The organism is Nocardioides halotolerans DSM 19273 (assembly GCF_000422805.1).
Classification (GTDB): Bacteria; Actinomycetota; Actinomycetes; order Propionibacteriales; family Nocardioidaceae; genus Nocardioides; species Nocardioides halotolerans.
The window spans coordinates 459,276-474,212 of sequence record NZ_KE383922.1 but is presented as its reverse complement, the minus strand read 5'-3'; the positions used below and the strand labels follow the sequence as shown (position 1 = coordinate 474,212).

Annotated in this window: 11 protein-coding genes; 8 read left to right on the top strand and 3 right to left on the bottom strand. The window is 73.3% G+C overall.

Annotated features, from left to right (window positions below; genetic code table 11):
* Nucleotides 1-314 precede the first annotated feature (314 nt).
* The gene (gene pepN, locus G514_RS0112880) at nt 315-2,786 is read left to right on the top strand and encodes an aminopeptidase N (protein WP_028652074.1); all 2,472 of its coding nucleotides are present in this window, start codon (nt 315-317) and stop codon (nt 2,784-2,786) included.
* Complete coding sequence (locus G514_RS0112875; protein WP_028652073.1) at nt 2,783-3,598, top strand: formate dehydrogenase accessory sulfurtransferase FdhD; 816 nt, start codon at nt 2,783-2,785, stop codon at nt 3,596-3,598. Before pepN ends, G514_RS0112875 begins: the two co-directional genes overlap by 4 nt.
* On the opposite strand, the gene G514_RS30310 is transcribed toward G514_RS0112875, so the two are convergent.
* Entirely contained in the window at nt 3,589-4,890 is a 1,302-nt protein-coding gene (locus tag G514_RS30310) for a calcium-binding protein (RefSeq protein ID WP_051247422.1), read from the bottom strand. The two genes, G514_RS0112875 and G514_RS30310, sit on opposite strands and share 10 nt — an antisense overlap.
* A 78-nt stretch (nt 4,891-4,968) precedes the next feature.
* Here G514_RS30310 and G514_RS26610 point away from each other — a divergent pair, with 78 nt between their 5' ends.
* Together G514_RS26610 and G514_RS0112860 are read left to right on the top strand one after the other, a co-directional pair.
* Entirely contained in the window at nt 4,969-6,306 is a 1,338-nt protein-coding gene (locus G514_RS26610; RefSeq protein ID WP_051247421.1) for a DNA recombination protein RmuC, read from the top strand.
* A 9-nt stretch (nt 6,307-6,315) separates the two neighbouring features.
* Nucleotides 6,316-7,074: a class I SAM-dependent methyltransferase gene (locus G514_RS0112860; protein ID WP_028652071.1), complete on the top strand. Its 759-nt coding sequence runs from the start codon at nt 6,316-6,318 to the stop codon at nt 7,072-7,074.
* 26 nt (nt 7,075-7,100) lie between these two features.
* On the opposite strand, the gene G514_RS0112855 is transcribed toward G514_RS0112860, so the two are convergent.
* Nucleotides 7,101-7,802 carry a sulfotransferase family protein gene (locus G514_RS0112855; RefSeq protein WP_028652070.1) on the bottom strand — a complete coding sequence of 234 codons (702 nt, stop codon included), beginning with the start codon at nt 7,800-7,802 and terminating at the stop codon, nt 7,101-7,103.
* Nucleotides 7,803-7,836: 34 nt separating this feature from the next.
* Between G514_RS0112855 and G514_RS0112850 the strand changes: the two genes are divergently transcribed.
* The 4 genes from G514_RS0112850 to G514_RS0112835 are packed head-to-tail and all read left to right on the top strand — an operon-like array spanning nt 7,837 to nt 12,001.
* Entirely contained in the window at nt 7,837-9,345 is a 1,509-nt protein-coding gene (locus tag G514_RS0112850) for a TldD/PmbA family protein (protein ID WP_028652069.1), read from the top strand.
* Nucleotides 9,342-10,760 carry a metallopeptidase TldD-related protein gene (locus G514_RS0112845; protein ID WP_245582194.1) on the top strand — a complete coding sequence of 473 codons (1,419 nt, stop codon included), beginning with the start codon at nt 9,342-9,344 and terminating at the stop codon, nt 10,758-10,760. Before G514_RS0112850 ends, G514_RS0112845 begins: the two co-directional genes overlap by 4 nt.
* 36 nt (nt 10,761-10,796) lie before the next feature.
* Nucleotides 10,797-11,360 (top strand): hypothetical protein, encoded by a 564-nt coding sequence (locus G514_RS0112840; RefSeq protein ID WP_157544774.1) that lies wholly within the window; start codon nt 10,797-10,799, stop codon nt 11,358-11,360.
* Entirely contained in the window at nt 11,357-12,001 is a 645-nt protein-coding gene (locus G514_RS0112835; protein ID WP_157544772.1) for an Ig-like domain-containing protein, read from the top strand. The genes G514_RS0112840 and G514_RS0112835 overlap by 4 nt, the downstream gene beginning before the upstream one ends.
* Before the next feature lie 13 nt (nt 12,002-12,014).
* Here the strand turns inward: G514_RS0112835 and gcvP are convergent, their stop codons facing one another.
* Complete coding sequence (gene gcvP, locus G514_RS0112830) at nt 12,015-14,891, bottom strand: aminomethyl-transferring glycine dehydrogenase (protein ID WP_028652065.1); 2,877 nt, start codon at nt 14,889-14,891, stop codon at nt 12,015-12,017.
* Nucleotides 14,892-14,937 lie beyond the last annotated feature (46 nt).

Sequence of the window (14,937 nt, the reverse complement as noted above, 5' to 3'; positions counted from 1 at the left end):
GGTATCTAGCACTATTGACTATTACAGGATAGTGACCGCGACGGAGCGCTTCCAAATCAGACCGGGGGTGATCTCGGACACCACCGGGGGCATCGTGACGGTCCCCGAGAACGGGCTCGGACGGCGGGCTCGGACGGCGTCGGAAGGCGTCGGCACGGGCCCTGCGATGGGCCGGACATGCCACGGCGGGCCCGACCTGTCGGTCTGGACCCGCCTCTCGTGGGAACCACCATCGTACGACGGATGCGCCCCCGCGGCCAGCAGCGCGCGCCCGGCCCGGGGGACGATCCGGAGGCCCGATCTAGGCTGGCCCCGTGCCCAGCCCCTACGCCTCCCTCCAGCACACCGAGGCGCTGGCGCGCCGCGACCTCCTCGACCTCACGTCGTACGACGTGGCCCTCGACCTGGCCTCCGACGACGCGACGTTCGAGTCGGTGACCACGCTGCGGTTCACCAGCCGGGCCGGGTCGACGTTCCTCGACCTCAAGCCGGTCCGGCTCGCCCGCCTCAGCCTCGACGGCCGCGCGCTCGACGTCGACCTGCTCGAGCGCGGCCGGTTCCCGCTCGAGCTGACCGAGGGCGAGCACGAGCTCGTCGTCGCGGCGACGATGCCGTTCCGCAACGACGGCGAGGGGCTGCACCGCAGCGTAGACCCCGCCGACGGCAAGCACTACGTCTACGGCATGTCCTTCATGGACGCCGCGCCCACGATCTTCGCCTGCTTCGACCAGCCCGACCTCAAGGCGCCGTACACCTTCCACGTGCGCGCTCCGCGCGACTGGGTCGTCATCGGCAACGCCCCCGGGCAGCAGGTCGAGTCCGGCGTCTGGGAGCTCGAGCAGAGCCAGCCGCTGTCGACCTACTTCGTCACCCTCGTCGCCGGGCCCTACCACGTACTGCGCGACGAGCACGACGGGATCCCGCTCGGCATCAGCGCCCGGGCGAGCATCGCGGCCGACCTCGACAAGGACGCCGACGAGCTGTTCACCCTGACCCGGCAGAGCTTCGACGAGCTGCACCGGCTCTTCGGCATCCGCTACCCCTTCGGCGACTACCACCAGGCGTTCGTGCCGGAGTTCAACGCCGGCGCGATGGAGAACCCCGGCTGCGTCACCTTCCGCGACCCGCTCGTCTTCACCAGCCGGGTCACCCGCGGCATGCGGATCGCCCGCGCCACCACGCTCGCCCACGAGATGGCGCACCAGTGGTTCGGCAACCTCGTCACACCCGCGTGGTGGGACGACCTGTGGCTCAACGAGTCGTTCGCCGAGTACATGGGCAACCGCGTCACCGCCGACGTCACGGAGTACGACGACGTGTGGGTCGACAACGCCTACGCCCGCCGCCAGTGGGGGCTGGTGGCCGACCAGCGGCCGAGCACGCACCCGGTCGCCGGCAACGGCGCGGTCGACGCCTCGGCGGCGCTCCAGGACTTCGACGGCATCTCCTACGCGAAGGGCAGCGCGATCCTGCGCCAGGTCAACGCGACGCTCGGCGACGAGATCTTCTTCAAGGGCGCCATCGATCACTTCGAGCGGCACCGCTTCGGCAACGCCACGATGCACGACCTGTTCGAGAGCTGGGAGCGCGCGGGCGCGTCCGGGGCCGGGCTGGACATGGCGTCGTTCACCGACAACTGGCTGCGCACGGCCGGGCCCGACCGCATCGAGCTCGACCGGGCGGCCGGCGTCATCCGCCGCACGCCGCCGGCCGACCACCCGGCCGACCGGCCGCACCGGATCCGCGCCGCGGTCGCCGGCCCCGACGGCACGTGGACCGACCAGGTCGTCGACCTCGAGGACCCGGAGACGCCGTTCGACGCCGGCGACCGGCCGGTGCTGCTCGACCCCTACCTCGACACCTGGGCGCTCGTCATCCCCGACAAGCCGACCATGGACGCCCTCGAGGCCCTGCTGCCGCAGGTCACCGACCCCGAGCTGCGGGCCGGCATCTGGAGCAGCGTGCGCAGCGCCCTGCACAACGCCGCGGTCGACCCCGTCGACGTGCTGGAGCTCGTCGTCGCGAGCCTGCCCGTCGAGGACACCGAGGACAGCCGCCGCCGCACGATGGCGTGGGTCTACGGCTGGGTGGTGCCGCTCCAGCCGGACCCCCAGGCCGCGGTCGCCGCGCTGCACGCCGCGGCGCGCGACAGGCTCGCCTCGGCCGCGCCCGACTCCGAGGAGCAGCTGGCGGCCTTCCGTGCCGCGATCGCCACCGCGACCGACACCGGGCTGCTCACGTCGTGGCGCGACGGGGCCGCCCTCCCCGACGGCATCCCGCTCGACGTGGACCTGCGCTGGCGGGTGCTCGGCCGGCTGGCCACGCTCGGCGCCGTCGACGTCGCGGAGCTCGACCGGGAGCTCGAGGCCGAGCCGGGTGCGGTCGCGAAGATCCGTCACGCCGGCGCGCGGGCCTCGCTGCCCAGCGCCGAGGCCAAGGCGTGGGCGTGGTCGTGCTTCACCGGTGAGACCGACCTGCCCAACTACGAGCTCGAGGCGGTCGGGCTGGGCTTCTGGCGCGGCGGGCAGGAGGAGCTCACCGAGCCGTACGTCGAGCGCTACTTCGCCGACCTGCCCGACACCGTCAGGAAGCGGAGCGGCTGGGTCCTCGCCGACGCGGCCGAGCACTTCTTCCCCCGCACCTCGACGAGCCGCGAGACCCTGGCGCGGTGCGAGGCGCTGATCGCCGACGGCGACCTCGACCTCTCGATCCGTCGCCGGCTGGTCGACGAGGCCGACACCCTGGAGCGCAAGCTGGCCGTGCTCGAGGCCTACCGACGACCATGAGCACGCGCCGTCCCGGGCCGACCGTGCGGACCCGCGTGCACGAGCTCGGCGCCGACGGCGAACGCCGGCACGAGGACCGCCTCGCGACCGAGGAGCCGCTCGAGATCCGGCTGGCGTGGCCGGGCGCGCCGGCTCGCCGGGTCTGGGTCACGATGCGCACGCCGGGTCACGACTTCGAGCTGGCCGCGGGCTGGCTGGTCCACGAGGGACTGGTCACCGCTCCCCCGCACACGATCGCCTACTGCACCGACGCCGACCTGACGCCCGAGCAGGAGTTCAACGTCGTCACGGTGACCCTGGCCGGGCCGCCGACGCGCGACCCGGGTCACCGGCACGCCGGGTCGGGCTCGTCGGCGTGCGGCGTCTGCGGCAAGGACACGATCGCCGAGGCGCTCGCCGCGCCGGCGACGGCCCGGTGGGCGGGCGACCTGCCCGGCCCCGACGTCGTGCGCACCCTGCCCGACCGGCTGCGGGAGGCCCAGCGCGTCTTCGACGCCACCGGCGGCGTCCACGCCGCGGCGCTCGCCACCGCCGAGGGCGAGCTGCTCGTGGTGCGCGAGGACGTCGGCCGCCACAACGCGGTCGACAAGGTGACCGGCGCTCGGGTCGTCGCCGGGCAGCCGCCGGGCGGTGCGGCGCTGGTGGTGAGCGGCCGGGCAGGGTTCGAGCTGGTGCAGAAGGCCGTGGCCGCGGGCGTCGGCGCGCTGGTGGCGGTGGGCGCGCCGACCAGCCTCGCAGTCCGGCTCGCCGAGGACGCCGGCCTGGCCCTCTACGGCTTCACCACACCCCAGCGCACGGTGCGCTACGCCTGAGGCGTCCTGGTCGGGCGGGGCCGCGGCTTCACCTTGAACCGGAACGACGACGGCGTCGGGTCGGGGTTGGCGGCCGGCTGCACCGCTCGCACGACGAGGGTGTGCTTCCCCGTGCTCAGCCGCTTGGCCCGCACCTTGAACGGGCTCGCGCACGGCTTGAACGGCCGCGCGTCGACCTGGCACTCGAAGGTGGCGCTCGACACCGACGCCGCGAACGTGAAGTACGCCTTCGTGCCCTTGACGACCCTCTTGGGGCCGGCGATGCGGCTGGTCTCCGGCGGGGGCAGGGCGACGTTCTCGCAGCCGCTGAGGACGTCGGACCGGTCGGCGACGACGGTGTCGTTGCCGGGGCCGCACTCGACCACGTCGCCGAAGCCGTCACGCGCCGAGATCCAGTCGTCGCCCTCGCCCGCCAGCACGAGGTCGGAGCCGGGCCCGGGGTCGACGGCGTCGTTGCCGGCGCCGAGGTCGGCGACGTCGGCCCCCGGCCCGCCCAGGAACGAGTCGTCCCCGGCGCGCGCGTGGAAGGTCACCCGCCCGCTGTAGAGCCGGCTGTCGATCACGTCGGCCCCTGCGCCGCCGGCCGAGGTGACGTCGTACTCCTCGATCCCGGTGGCGCCGGTCGACCCGTTGATCGTGGCGTCGGTGAGGACCAGCCCCAGCGCGGTCTGGTTGGTGAACGACGAGAAGTCGATCACGAGCCGGTCGTGGCCCGGGCCGCCGTCGAACGGGCCGGCGCCGGTGGTGACGATCAGGTCGTCGCCCGGCCCGCCCTGGACCGCTCCGAGGATGTCGCGCAGCGTGTCGTTGCCCTCCCCGCCGCTGGCGCTCCCGGCGCCCTCCACCCAGTCGTCGCCCACCCCGGTCGACACGTCGTCGAGGCCGTCGGCGTGCACGAGGTCGCGCCCCTCGCTGCCCGTGACCGAGTCGGCGGCGAGGTCCTCCACGTCGATGAACGTCTCGACCAGGCCCGGGAAGGCGAGCAGCGTCACGCCACCGAGGTTGACGCTGTCCTCGCCGCCGTTCGCGTCGACCTCGACGAAGGCGACGTCCTCGCAGGCCAGGTCGGGGGCCGCGGGGTCGCCGTTGACGTTCGCGAGGTCGTCGACGCACGCCAGGGTCATCAGGTCACCGAGCGCGTTGCTCTCGATCATCACGGTGTCGACGCCGTCGGTGGTCGCCGAGACCACGGCGACGGCGGGACCGGCGGCCAGCACCAGCGCGACGCCCGCAGCGGTGACCGAGGTCGCTGCGCGGAGCGCGGTGGCACGGCCGGGAACGAGGGGGGCCATACCGGGCAGGGTAGGCGATGAGCCGGCGCCGGGCGTGTGGTCCGGGGTTCTGTCGGTGGTCTGGGTGACGATGCGTGCATGACCACCGCGATCGTCTTCCTCCTCGCCCTGGCCGTCGGCCTGGGGCTCGGCGTGCTGGTCGGGCGGCGCCTCTCGACGGGCGCAGACCCCCGCGAGCTGGCGCAGGTCCACCAGGAGCTCGCCGACTCGCGCGTCGCCGCCGCGCGGGCCGAGGCCGACGTCGCCGTCGCCCTCACCCAGCGCGACGCCGCCCTGGCGCGCGCCGAGGAGGTCGAGGCCGGGCGGCAGGCCATGGTCGAGCAGTTCCGCCTGCTCTCCCACGAGGTCGCCGAGCAGCAGCGCCGTTCGGTCGACACCGCGGCCCAGCAGCGGATGCAGGCGACCGAGCAGCTGCTCGCACCGGTGGCAGCCAGCCTCAAGGAGTTCCAGGCCCGGCTCACCGACGTCGAGAAGGAGCGCGTCCAGATCGCGACCGAGATGCGCTCCCAGGTCCGCACCGTGCGCGACGCCGGCGAGGCCATGCGCCGCGAGGCCGCCACCCTCGTCAACGCGCTGCGCAAGCCGCAGGTGCGCGGCTCGTGGGGCGAGACGACGCTCAAGAACGTCGCCCGCCTGTCCGGCATGGTCGAGCGCTGCGACTTCGACCTCCAGGTCACGACCCAGTCCGACGACGGCACCCAGCGGCCCGACATGCGGGTCAACCTCGCCGACGGCAAGCACGTGTTCGTCGACTCCAAGGTGCCGCTCAGCGCGTTCCTCGACGCCGCCGGCAGCGAGGACGACGGCCAGAAGGCGCAGCACCTCCTGCAGTTCGCCCGCCACGTGCGCACCCACGTCGACCAGCTCTCCTCCAAGCAGTACTGGAAGGCCGCCGAGTCGCCCGAGTTCGTGGTCCTCTTCCTGCCCAGCGAAGAGTTCTTCTCCGCGGCGCTCGAGCAGATGCCCGACCTCTACGAGTACGCCGTGAAGAAGGACGTCGTCATCGCGACCCCGACGACGCTGATCGGCATGCTCCGCGCCATCTCCTACGGCTGGAAGCAGGCCGCCCTGGCCGACAAGGCCGCCGAGGTCTTCAAGCTCGGTCGCGAGCTGCACGAGCGGCTCGGCCAGATGGGCGCCAAGTTCGACAAGCTCGGCCGCGCGCTCACCTCCTCGGTCAACGCCTACAACGAGACCGTCGGCACCGTGGAGTCCCGGGTGATGGTCTCGGCGCGCCGGTTCCGCGACCTCCAGGTCAGCGAGGGCGACCTCGCCCCGGTCCAGCCCCTCGAGGCGGCCGTGCGCGAGCCGCAGGCGCCCGAGCTGGCGCGGCCCGTGCCGAGCGTCGCCGAGCTCGTCGAGGCCGACGCCGAGCAGCACCTCTGGGCAGAGGACGACCTCGGCAAAGAGGCCTAGAGTTGGCGGATGGCCTTCGGTGACGCCGGCGCCTACGCGCGGTTCATGGGTCGCTTCTCCGAGCCGCTGGCGCCGCGGTTCGCCGACCTCGCGGGCGAGCCCGGGGGCCGCGTCCTCGACGTCGGCTGCGGCCCGGGCGTGCTGACCGCCGAGCTGGTGCGCCGCCACGGCGCCGTGCGCGTCGACGCGATCGACCCCACACCCGGCTTCGTCGCGGCGGCCCGAGACCGGTGCCCGGGCGTCGACGTGCGGCAGGGCGCCGCCGAGGACCTGCCCTACGACGACGGCTCCTACGGCGCGTCGTACGCCCAGCTGGTCGTGCACTTCATGAAGGACCCCGTGCGCGGCATCGCCGAGATGGCGCGCGTGACCCGACCGGGCGGCTCGGTGGCCGCCTGCGTCTGGGACCACGGCGGCGGGCGCGGTCCGCTGACGCCGTTCTGGGCCGCGGTCGACGAGCTCGACCCCCAGCAGCGGGCCGACGGCGACCGCCTGTCGGTCGGCTCCCGCGAGGGCGACCTCGAGCGCGTCTTCGGCGAGGCCGGCCTCGTCGACGTCGAGGGCGGCGAGCTCTCGGTGACGATCCGCCTCGAGTCCTTCGACGACTGGTGGGCGCCGTTCGAGGAACCTGCCGGCTCGGTCGGCGACTACCTCGCCAGCCGCACCCCCGACCAGGTCGCCGAGCTCAAGGACCTGATCCGCTCCGGCATGCCCGACGGCCCCCAGGACGTCACTGCGTGGACCTGGACCGCGCTCGGCCGGGTCTGAGGCTGCCGGACGGGTGAGCTTCGTCCTCAGCGCGTTGCGGACCACTCCGACAGGTCGAGGCCCCAGTCGGACTCCAGGCGGGCGAGCTGGGGACGGTACATCACGCGCAGCGACTCCTGGAGGCCGTCGGGCCAGTCCCAGTCGGCACGCGAGCTCGAGCCCGAGGCCTCGCCGACGCCGGCCAGCGGCGCCGGGTCGAGACCGAGGCGGCGCCACACGTCCGCGACATACGACTCGGGAGCCCGGCGGACCTGCTCGTAGACCATGACGACCATCCGCTCGCGGCCGACCGCGTCGGCCCAAGCGGCCAGCTGGTCGGCGTAGAAGCCGGTGAAGGTCTGCATCGTGATCGGCACCGGGTAGGGCCACGGCGACGGGTTGCCCGCGGCCGCCCGGGTCGCGGCGAGCCGCATCGCGGACCGGAAGCGCTCGACGGGGTCGCGCAGCAGCACCAGCACCGGCGCATCAGGCACCAGCCGGGCCGCGGCGGCGGGCACCGAGGCGTGGCGGAGGTACTGCGGCGTCCACTCGCCCCGGCGCACGCCGTCGTCGGGGAACAGGTCGAGGTAGTCCCCGGCCGGCAGCACCCCGTCGGCGACCTTGTGCAGGAGGTGCTGCTCCTTCTTGCCGTTCGTGCCGAGCCCGACCTCGGGGTGCTGGGTGAGCAGATCGGTGAACCAGGTGGTCCCGCTGCGCTGGGCCCCGATGCCGAGCCAGGTAACCGACATGAGCGCAAGGGTAGAGCCCGGTTAGGTTGGCTCCATGCCGGAGATCGATCCGACCTTCACCGCCCTCCCCTACCGCGAGCTCGGGGCCGTCGCCCTCGGCCGGGCGGAGGAGCTCGGTGCCAGCCACGCTGACTTCCGCTTCGAGCGGATCCGGCACCAGCACCTCGCCGCCCGCGACGGGGTGCTCCAGACGGCTCTCGACGCCGACGACGTCGGGTTCGCCGTGCGGGTCATCCACCGGGGCTCGTGGGGGTTCGCCTCCGGGGTGGTGCTGACCGCCGACGAGGCGCGCCGGGTCGCCGAGACCGCCGTCGCCGTCGCGTCCGTGGCCGCCGAGATGACCAGCACGCCGGTGGAGATCGCTCCCGAGCCGGTGCACGCCGACGTGACCTGGGTGTCGTCGTACGACGTCAATCCGTTCGACGTGCCGATCGCGGAGAAGGCCGCCCTGCTCATCGACTGGACCGAGCGGCTCCGGCAGGGTGCGGCGGTCGACCACGCCACGGCCTCGGTCGGGCAGGTGCAGGAGAACAAGTACTACGCCGACCTGACCGGCACGGCGACCACGCAGCAGCGCGTCCGCCTGGATCCCGAGGCCCAGGCCATGGGGGCGGGCGCCGACACCTTCGACTCGATGCGGACCATCGCTCCGCCGGCCGGCCGCGGCTGGGAGTACCTCACCACCGGCATCTACGACTGGGACTCCGAGCTCGACGAGATCCCCGAGCTGCTGGCCGAGAAGCTCAAGGCGCCGACCATCGAGGCGGGCCGCTACGACCTGGTCATCCACCCCTCCAACCTGTGGCTGACCATCCACGAGTCGATCGGCCACGCCACCGAGCTGGACCGCGCGCTGGGCTACGAGGCCAACTACGCCGGCACCTCGTTCGCGACCTACGACAAGCTCAACACGCTGCAGTACGGCTCCCGCGTCATGAACGTCACCGGCGACCGCACCGTCGAGCACGGTCTCTCGACCATCGGCTACGACGACGAGGGCGTCGAGACCCAGAGCTGGGACATCGTGCGCGACGGTGTGCTCGTCGGCTACCAGCTCGACCGGCCCATGGGAGCGATGAAGCCGGAACTCAACGGTGGCCGCTCCAACGGCTGCGCGTACGCCGACTCTCCCGGCCACATCCCGATCCAGCGGATGGCGAACGTCTCGCTGCAGCCGGCCGCCGACGGGCCGAGTACCGAGGAGCTGATCGGCCAGGTCGAGCACGGCCTCTACGTCGTCGGCGACCGCTCGTGGTCGATCGACATGCAGCGGTTCAACTTCCAGTTCACCGGCCAGCGCTTCTACAAGATCACCCACGGCGAGCTCACCGGGCAGGTCCGCGACGCCGCCTACCAGGCCACGACCACGGACTTCTGGGGCGCGATGGAGGCCGTCGGCGGGCCGCAGACGTGGGTCCTCGGCGGCGCCTTCAACTGCGGCAAGGCCCAGCCCGGCCAGGTCGCCGCGGTCAGCCACGGCTGCCCCACGTCCCTGTTCCGCGACATCCGCATCCTCAACACCACCCAGGAGAGCGGGCGATGACCGCGATGACGACGTCCTCGAGGCCGCACGGCACCAGCCCCCAGTCGCTGGTCGAGCACGCCCTGGCGGCGTCGATGGCCGACGACTGCGTGGCGATCGTGCGCGACACGACCAGCGCCAACCTGCGCTGGGCCAACAACACGCTGACGACCAACGGCGTGATGCACGGCCTGCACGTCTCGATCGTCTCGTTCGTGAAGCAGTCCGGTGGGGTCACGGTCGGGTCGGTGTCCGGCAGCGCGACCACCCAGGCCGAGGTCGACGAGCTGGTCCGGGCCGCCGACGCCGCGGCGCGGGCAGCCGCCCCCGCCGAGGACGTCCAGGAGCTCCTCGGCGACCGCACGTCGCCCGACTGGGCCGACGAGCCGGCCAGCACCGGCATCGAGGTCTACGACGAGGTGGCCCCGGCGCTGGGCGAGGCCTTCGGGCGTGCCCGGGCCGCGGGCCGCGTCCTCTACGGCTTCGTCAACCACGAGATGGCGACGACCTACCTCGGCTCGACCACGGGGCTGCGACTGCGCCACGCCCAGCCGACGGGCCACTTCGCGTGCACCGGCAAGACCGCCGACCTCACCAACAGCGCGTGGGTGGGCCGCGCCACCCGCGACTTCAGCGACATCGACCCGCTGGCCGCCGACGAGGAGCTCGCCCAGCGGCTCGCCTGGGGCAAGCGCCGGGTCGATCTCGAGGCGGGTCGCTACGACACGATCCTGCCGCCGACGGCGGTCTCCGACCTGATGATCTACGCCTACTGGGAGGCCGGCGCCCGCAACGCGTGGGAGGGCCAGTCGGTCTACAGCCGGCGCCCGACCGGCACCCGCATCGGCGAGGACGTCGTCCGGCCGGACGTGACGCTCTACTCCGACCCGGCGTACGCCGGCCTGGAGTGCGCGCCGTTCGCGATGGCCGCCGCCTCCGGCAACGAAAGCTCGGTCTTCGACAACGGCCTCGAGCTCTCCCGCACCGACTGGATCCGCGGCGGCGAGCTCACCGCGCTGCGCCAGACGCGCCACACCGCCGCCATGACCCAGCAGCCCGTCACCTCTGCCGTCGACAACCTCGTGCTCGACGTCGACGGCGGGTCCGGGTCGATCGAGGACCTCGTCGCCGGCACCGAGCGCGGTCTGCTGCTGACCTGCCTGTGGTACATCCGCGAGGTCGACCCGCAGACGCTGCTGCTGACGGGGCTGACGCGCGACGGCGTCTACCTCGTCGAGAACGGCGAGATCACCGCCGCGGTCAACAACTTCCGGTGGAACGAGAGCCCGATCGACCTGCTGCGCCGGTTCACGCACGCCTCGGCGACCGTGCCGAGCTTCAGCCGCGAGTGGGGAGACGACTACTTCTCGCGCACGGCGACCCCCGCGCTGCGGATCCCCGACTTCAACATGTCGAGCGTGTCGCCGGCGCAGTAGCGCCATCGAGGGCCTCGACCGGCGTACTTTCGGATCATGGAGGCAACCATGGACGAGGCCACCGAGCACCAGGCCGAGCAGGAGCAGGTCCACCCTCTCGACGAGCCGGTCACCCAGCCGATCCAGCGCCAGACCGAGGAGCCGGATCCCGTCGCGCCCCGCCCGCGGCGCGGCCTCGGCGGCAATCGGCACGCCTCGAGCGTGCTGCTGTCGTTCCTCGGCGTCATCGGGGCCTACGGCGCCGTCGACTACGGCTTCTACCGCACGCTCGGCCCCGACCTCACCGCCTACCAGGGCGGCGCGGTCTCCGACCAGGTGATGATCGCGTGCGCGATCGCCGCGGGGTGCCTCTTCGTGGCCGCGGCGGCCGCCCGGATCTCCGGTCTGGGGCCACTCCTCGCCGGGCTCGTCCTCGGCGCCGGGCCGTGCGCGTGGATCGTGCTCGACCACGCGTCGTACGTCGACCGCGCCAACGACCTGCCCGAGATCTGGGACCACACCAGCTTCGGCCTGGTCGGCGCCGCCGTCGTCCTCTACCCCGCGGTGACCGGCCTGCTGCTCGGTGCCGCGCTGGCCGGCAGGTGGCGCCGCCCGGCGTGACGCGCCAGTCCTGGCGCGTCCTCGGCCCGGCGGCAGCGCTCTGCCTGACCCTGGTCGTCCCCGCCGCCTCCGCCACCCCCGCCGCCCCCAGAGGTGGTGCCGCACCGGTGACGGCGCCCGACACCGTGCAGACCTTCCCCGGCAACCTCGCCGCGCTGCGGCCGCTGCGCAACGACACCGACGCCGAGGGCGACCGCCTGCGCATCTGCGCGCGGGGTCCCGAGCACTACCCCGGGATCCGGGTCGACGTGTTCGAGGACCAGAAGGACTTCTACCTCACCGCACGCCGGGGCACCGCGCCCGGCACCTACACGTTCACCTACTTCGCGTGCGACGGCACCTCGGCCACACCCGGCACGGTCACGCTCACGGTGCAGAAGCTGCCACGCATCACGGTGCGCAAGATCGCCGGGCACCCGGGCCGGCTGCGGGTCACCAACGGCGCGCCGTTCCGGATCCGCCTGGTCTACGGCGACTACTCCCAGGATGACGCCGAGGGCGACGTCCGGATCCCGAAGAAGTCGTCCAGGGTCGTCTCGACCCGCTACTCCAAGATCTCGTGGTTCGCGTTCGTCATGACCCCGCGCGGCAGCGGCGACGAGGTGGGTCGCGGCCACGTGCAGGGCATCCGCCAGCCCTGACGCCTCCGGCGGGTCAGGACTGCTCGGCGAACGCCTCCAGCGGCGGGCACGCGCAGACCAGGTTGCGGTCGCCGTAGGCCTGGTCGATGCGGGCCACGGGCGGCCAGTACTTGTCGGGGTCCGGTCCGGTCGGGAAGACCGCGAGGTCGCGGTCGTAGGCGCGGTCCCACTCGCCCGCCAGCGCCCGCGTGGTGTGCGGGGCGCCGCGCAGCGGCGACTCCTCGGCGCTCCACTCCCCCGCCGCGACCCGGTCGACCTCGGCCTTGATCGCGATCATCGCGTCGCAGAACCGGTCGATCTCCGCGAGGTCCTCCGACTCGGTCGGCTCGACCATCAGGGTGCCGGCCACGGGGAAGGACATCGTCGGCGCGTGGAAGCCGTAGTCGATGAGCCGCTTGGCGACGTCGTCGACGGTCACGCCGGTGTCCTTGGTGAGCCCGCGCACGTCGAGGATGCACTCGTGGGCCACCAGGCCGCCGTGGCCGCGGTAGAGCACCGGGAAGTGCTCACCCAGCCGGGCGGCGACGTAGTTGGCGCTGAGCACCGCGGCCGCGGTGGCCCGGGTCAGCCCGGCGCCGCCCATCAGCCGGATGTAGGCCCACGAGATCGGCAGGATGCCCGCCGAGCCGTACGGCGCCGCGCTGATCGGGCCGATGCCCTCGCGGCGGTCGGCCTCGGGGTGCATGCCGTGCGAGGGCAGGTACGGCGCCAGGTGCTCGCGCACCGCCACCGGGCCCACGCCGGGGCCGCCGCCGCCGTGCGGGATGCAGAACGTCTTGTGCAGGTTGAGGTGGGACACGTCGCCGCCGAACTCGCCGGGCTTGGCGAAGCCCAGCAGCGCGTTGAGGTTCGCGCCGTCGACGTAGACCTGCCCGCCGTGGTCGTGGACGATCCGGCACAGCTCGGTGATCGTGTCCTCGTAGGCGCCGTGCGTCGACGGGTAGGTCACCATGATCGCGGCCAGCGCGTCGGCGTGCTTCTCGCACTGCGCGCGGAGGTCGTCGAGGTCGACCGCGCCGTCGTCGGCGGCCTTGACCACGACCACGCGCATCCCGGCCATCACCGCGGACGCGGCGTTGGTGCCGTGCGCCGACGACGGGATCAGGCACACGTCGCGCGCGAGGTCGCCGTTCGCGCGGTGGTAGCCGCGGATCGCCAGCAGCCCGGCCAGCTCGCCCTGCGAGCCGGCGTTCGGCTGGATGGAGACGCGGTCGTAGCCCGTCACCTCGGCCAGCCAGCCCTCGAGCTGGTCGACGAGGCGGCGGTAGCCCGCGGCGTCCTCGGCGGGCGCGAAGGGGTGCAGGTCGGCGAAGCCGGGCAGCGAGACCGGCTCCATCTCCGTGGTCGCGTTGAGCTTCATCGTGCACGAGCCGAGCGGGATCATGCCGCGGTCGAGCGCGTAGTCGCGGGCCGAGAGCCGGCGCAGGTAGCGCAGCATCTGGGTCTCGCTGTGGTGGCTCGTGAACACCTCGTGGGTGAGGTAGGGCGTCGTGCGGCGCAGCTCGTCGGGCAGCCCGTCGCCGGTCGCCTGGTCGACCGCGTCGAGGTCGACGCCGTCGACGCCGAAGGCCCGCAGCACGCGGCCGAGCGTCTCGCGCGTGGTGGCCTCGGAGGTGGAGATCCCGACGGTGTCCGCGTCGACCGGCCGCAGTTGGACCCCCAGGGCGTGCGCGGCGGCGACGACCTCGTCGGCGCGACCGGGGACCCGCACGGTCAGGGTGTCGAAGAACTTCTCGTGCGCGACCTCGACGCCCGCGTCGCGCAGCGCGGCCGCGAGCACGGCGGCGTAGCGGTGGGTGCGGGCGGCGATCGCCCGGAGCCCCTCCGGGCCGTGGTAGACGGCGTACATCGAGGCGACGACCGCGAGCAGCACCTGAGCGGTGCAGATGTTGGACGTGGCCTTGTCGCGGCGGATGTGCTGCTCGCGGGTCTGGAGGGCGAGGCGGTACGCCGGACGCCCCTCGGCGTCGACCGACACCCCGACCAGCCGGCCCGGGAGGTGCCGCTCGAGTCCGGCCGCGACCGCCATGTAGCCGGCGTGCGGTCCGCCGTAGAACAGCGGTACGCCGAAGCGCTGGCTCGAGCCGACCACCACGTCGGCGCCGAGGGCGCCCGGGGCCTCGAGCAGCGTGAGCGCGAGCAGGTCGGCGGCGACGACGAGCATCCCGCCGCGCGCGGAGACGTCCTCCGCGAGCTCGCGCGGGTCGAGGACCCGCCCCGACGCGCCGGGGTACTGCAGCAGCACGCCGCACACCTCGCCGTCGGGCAGCCCGTCCGCCAGGTCGGCCACGACGACGTCGATGCCCATCGCTGCGGCGCGGGTGCGCACCACCTCGATCGTCTGCGGCAGCGCGTCGCTGTCGACGACGAACGGCCCGGTGGCCTTGCGGTTCGCGCGGCGTACGAGCGTCATCGCCTCCGCGGCGGCCGTGCCCTCGTCGAGCAGGCTCGCATTGGCGGTCGGCAGGCCGGTGAGGTCGCCGATGACGGTCTGGAAGTTGATCAGCGCCTCGAGCCGGCCCTGCGAGATCTCGGGCTGGTAGGGCGTGTAGGCGGTGTACCAGCTCGGGTCCTCGAGCACGTTGCGCCGGATCACGGGCGGCGTGATCGTGGCGTGGTAGCCCAGCCCGATCATCGGCTCGCCCGGCGTGTTCTCCGCGGCGATCGCGCGCAGCTCGCGCGCGACGGCGTCCTCGGTCTGCGCCGGCGGCAGCTCGAGCTCGGCGCCGGCGCGGATGCCACCGGGCACCGCGGCCTCCATGAGCGCGTCGAGCGAGGCGAACCCGAGCCGCGAGAGCATCGCCTCGACGTCGGCGGGCCGCAGCCCGATGTGCCGGTCGACGAAGGGCAGCGCGGCGTCGAGCTCGGTGAGCGAGGGGTGGTCTGACACGGGGTGGGCTCCTCAGGACGGGTACGTCTGGTGCCCTCCCCCTCTG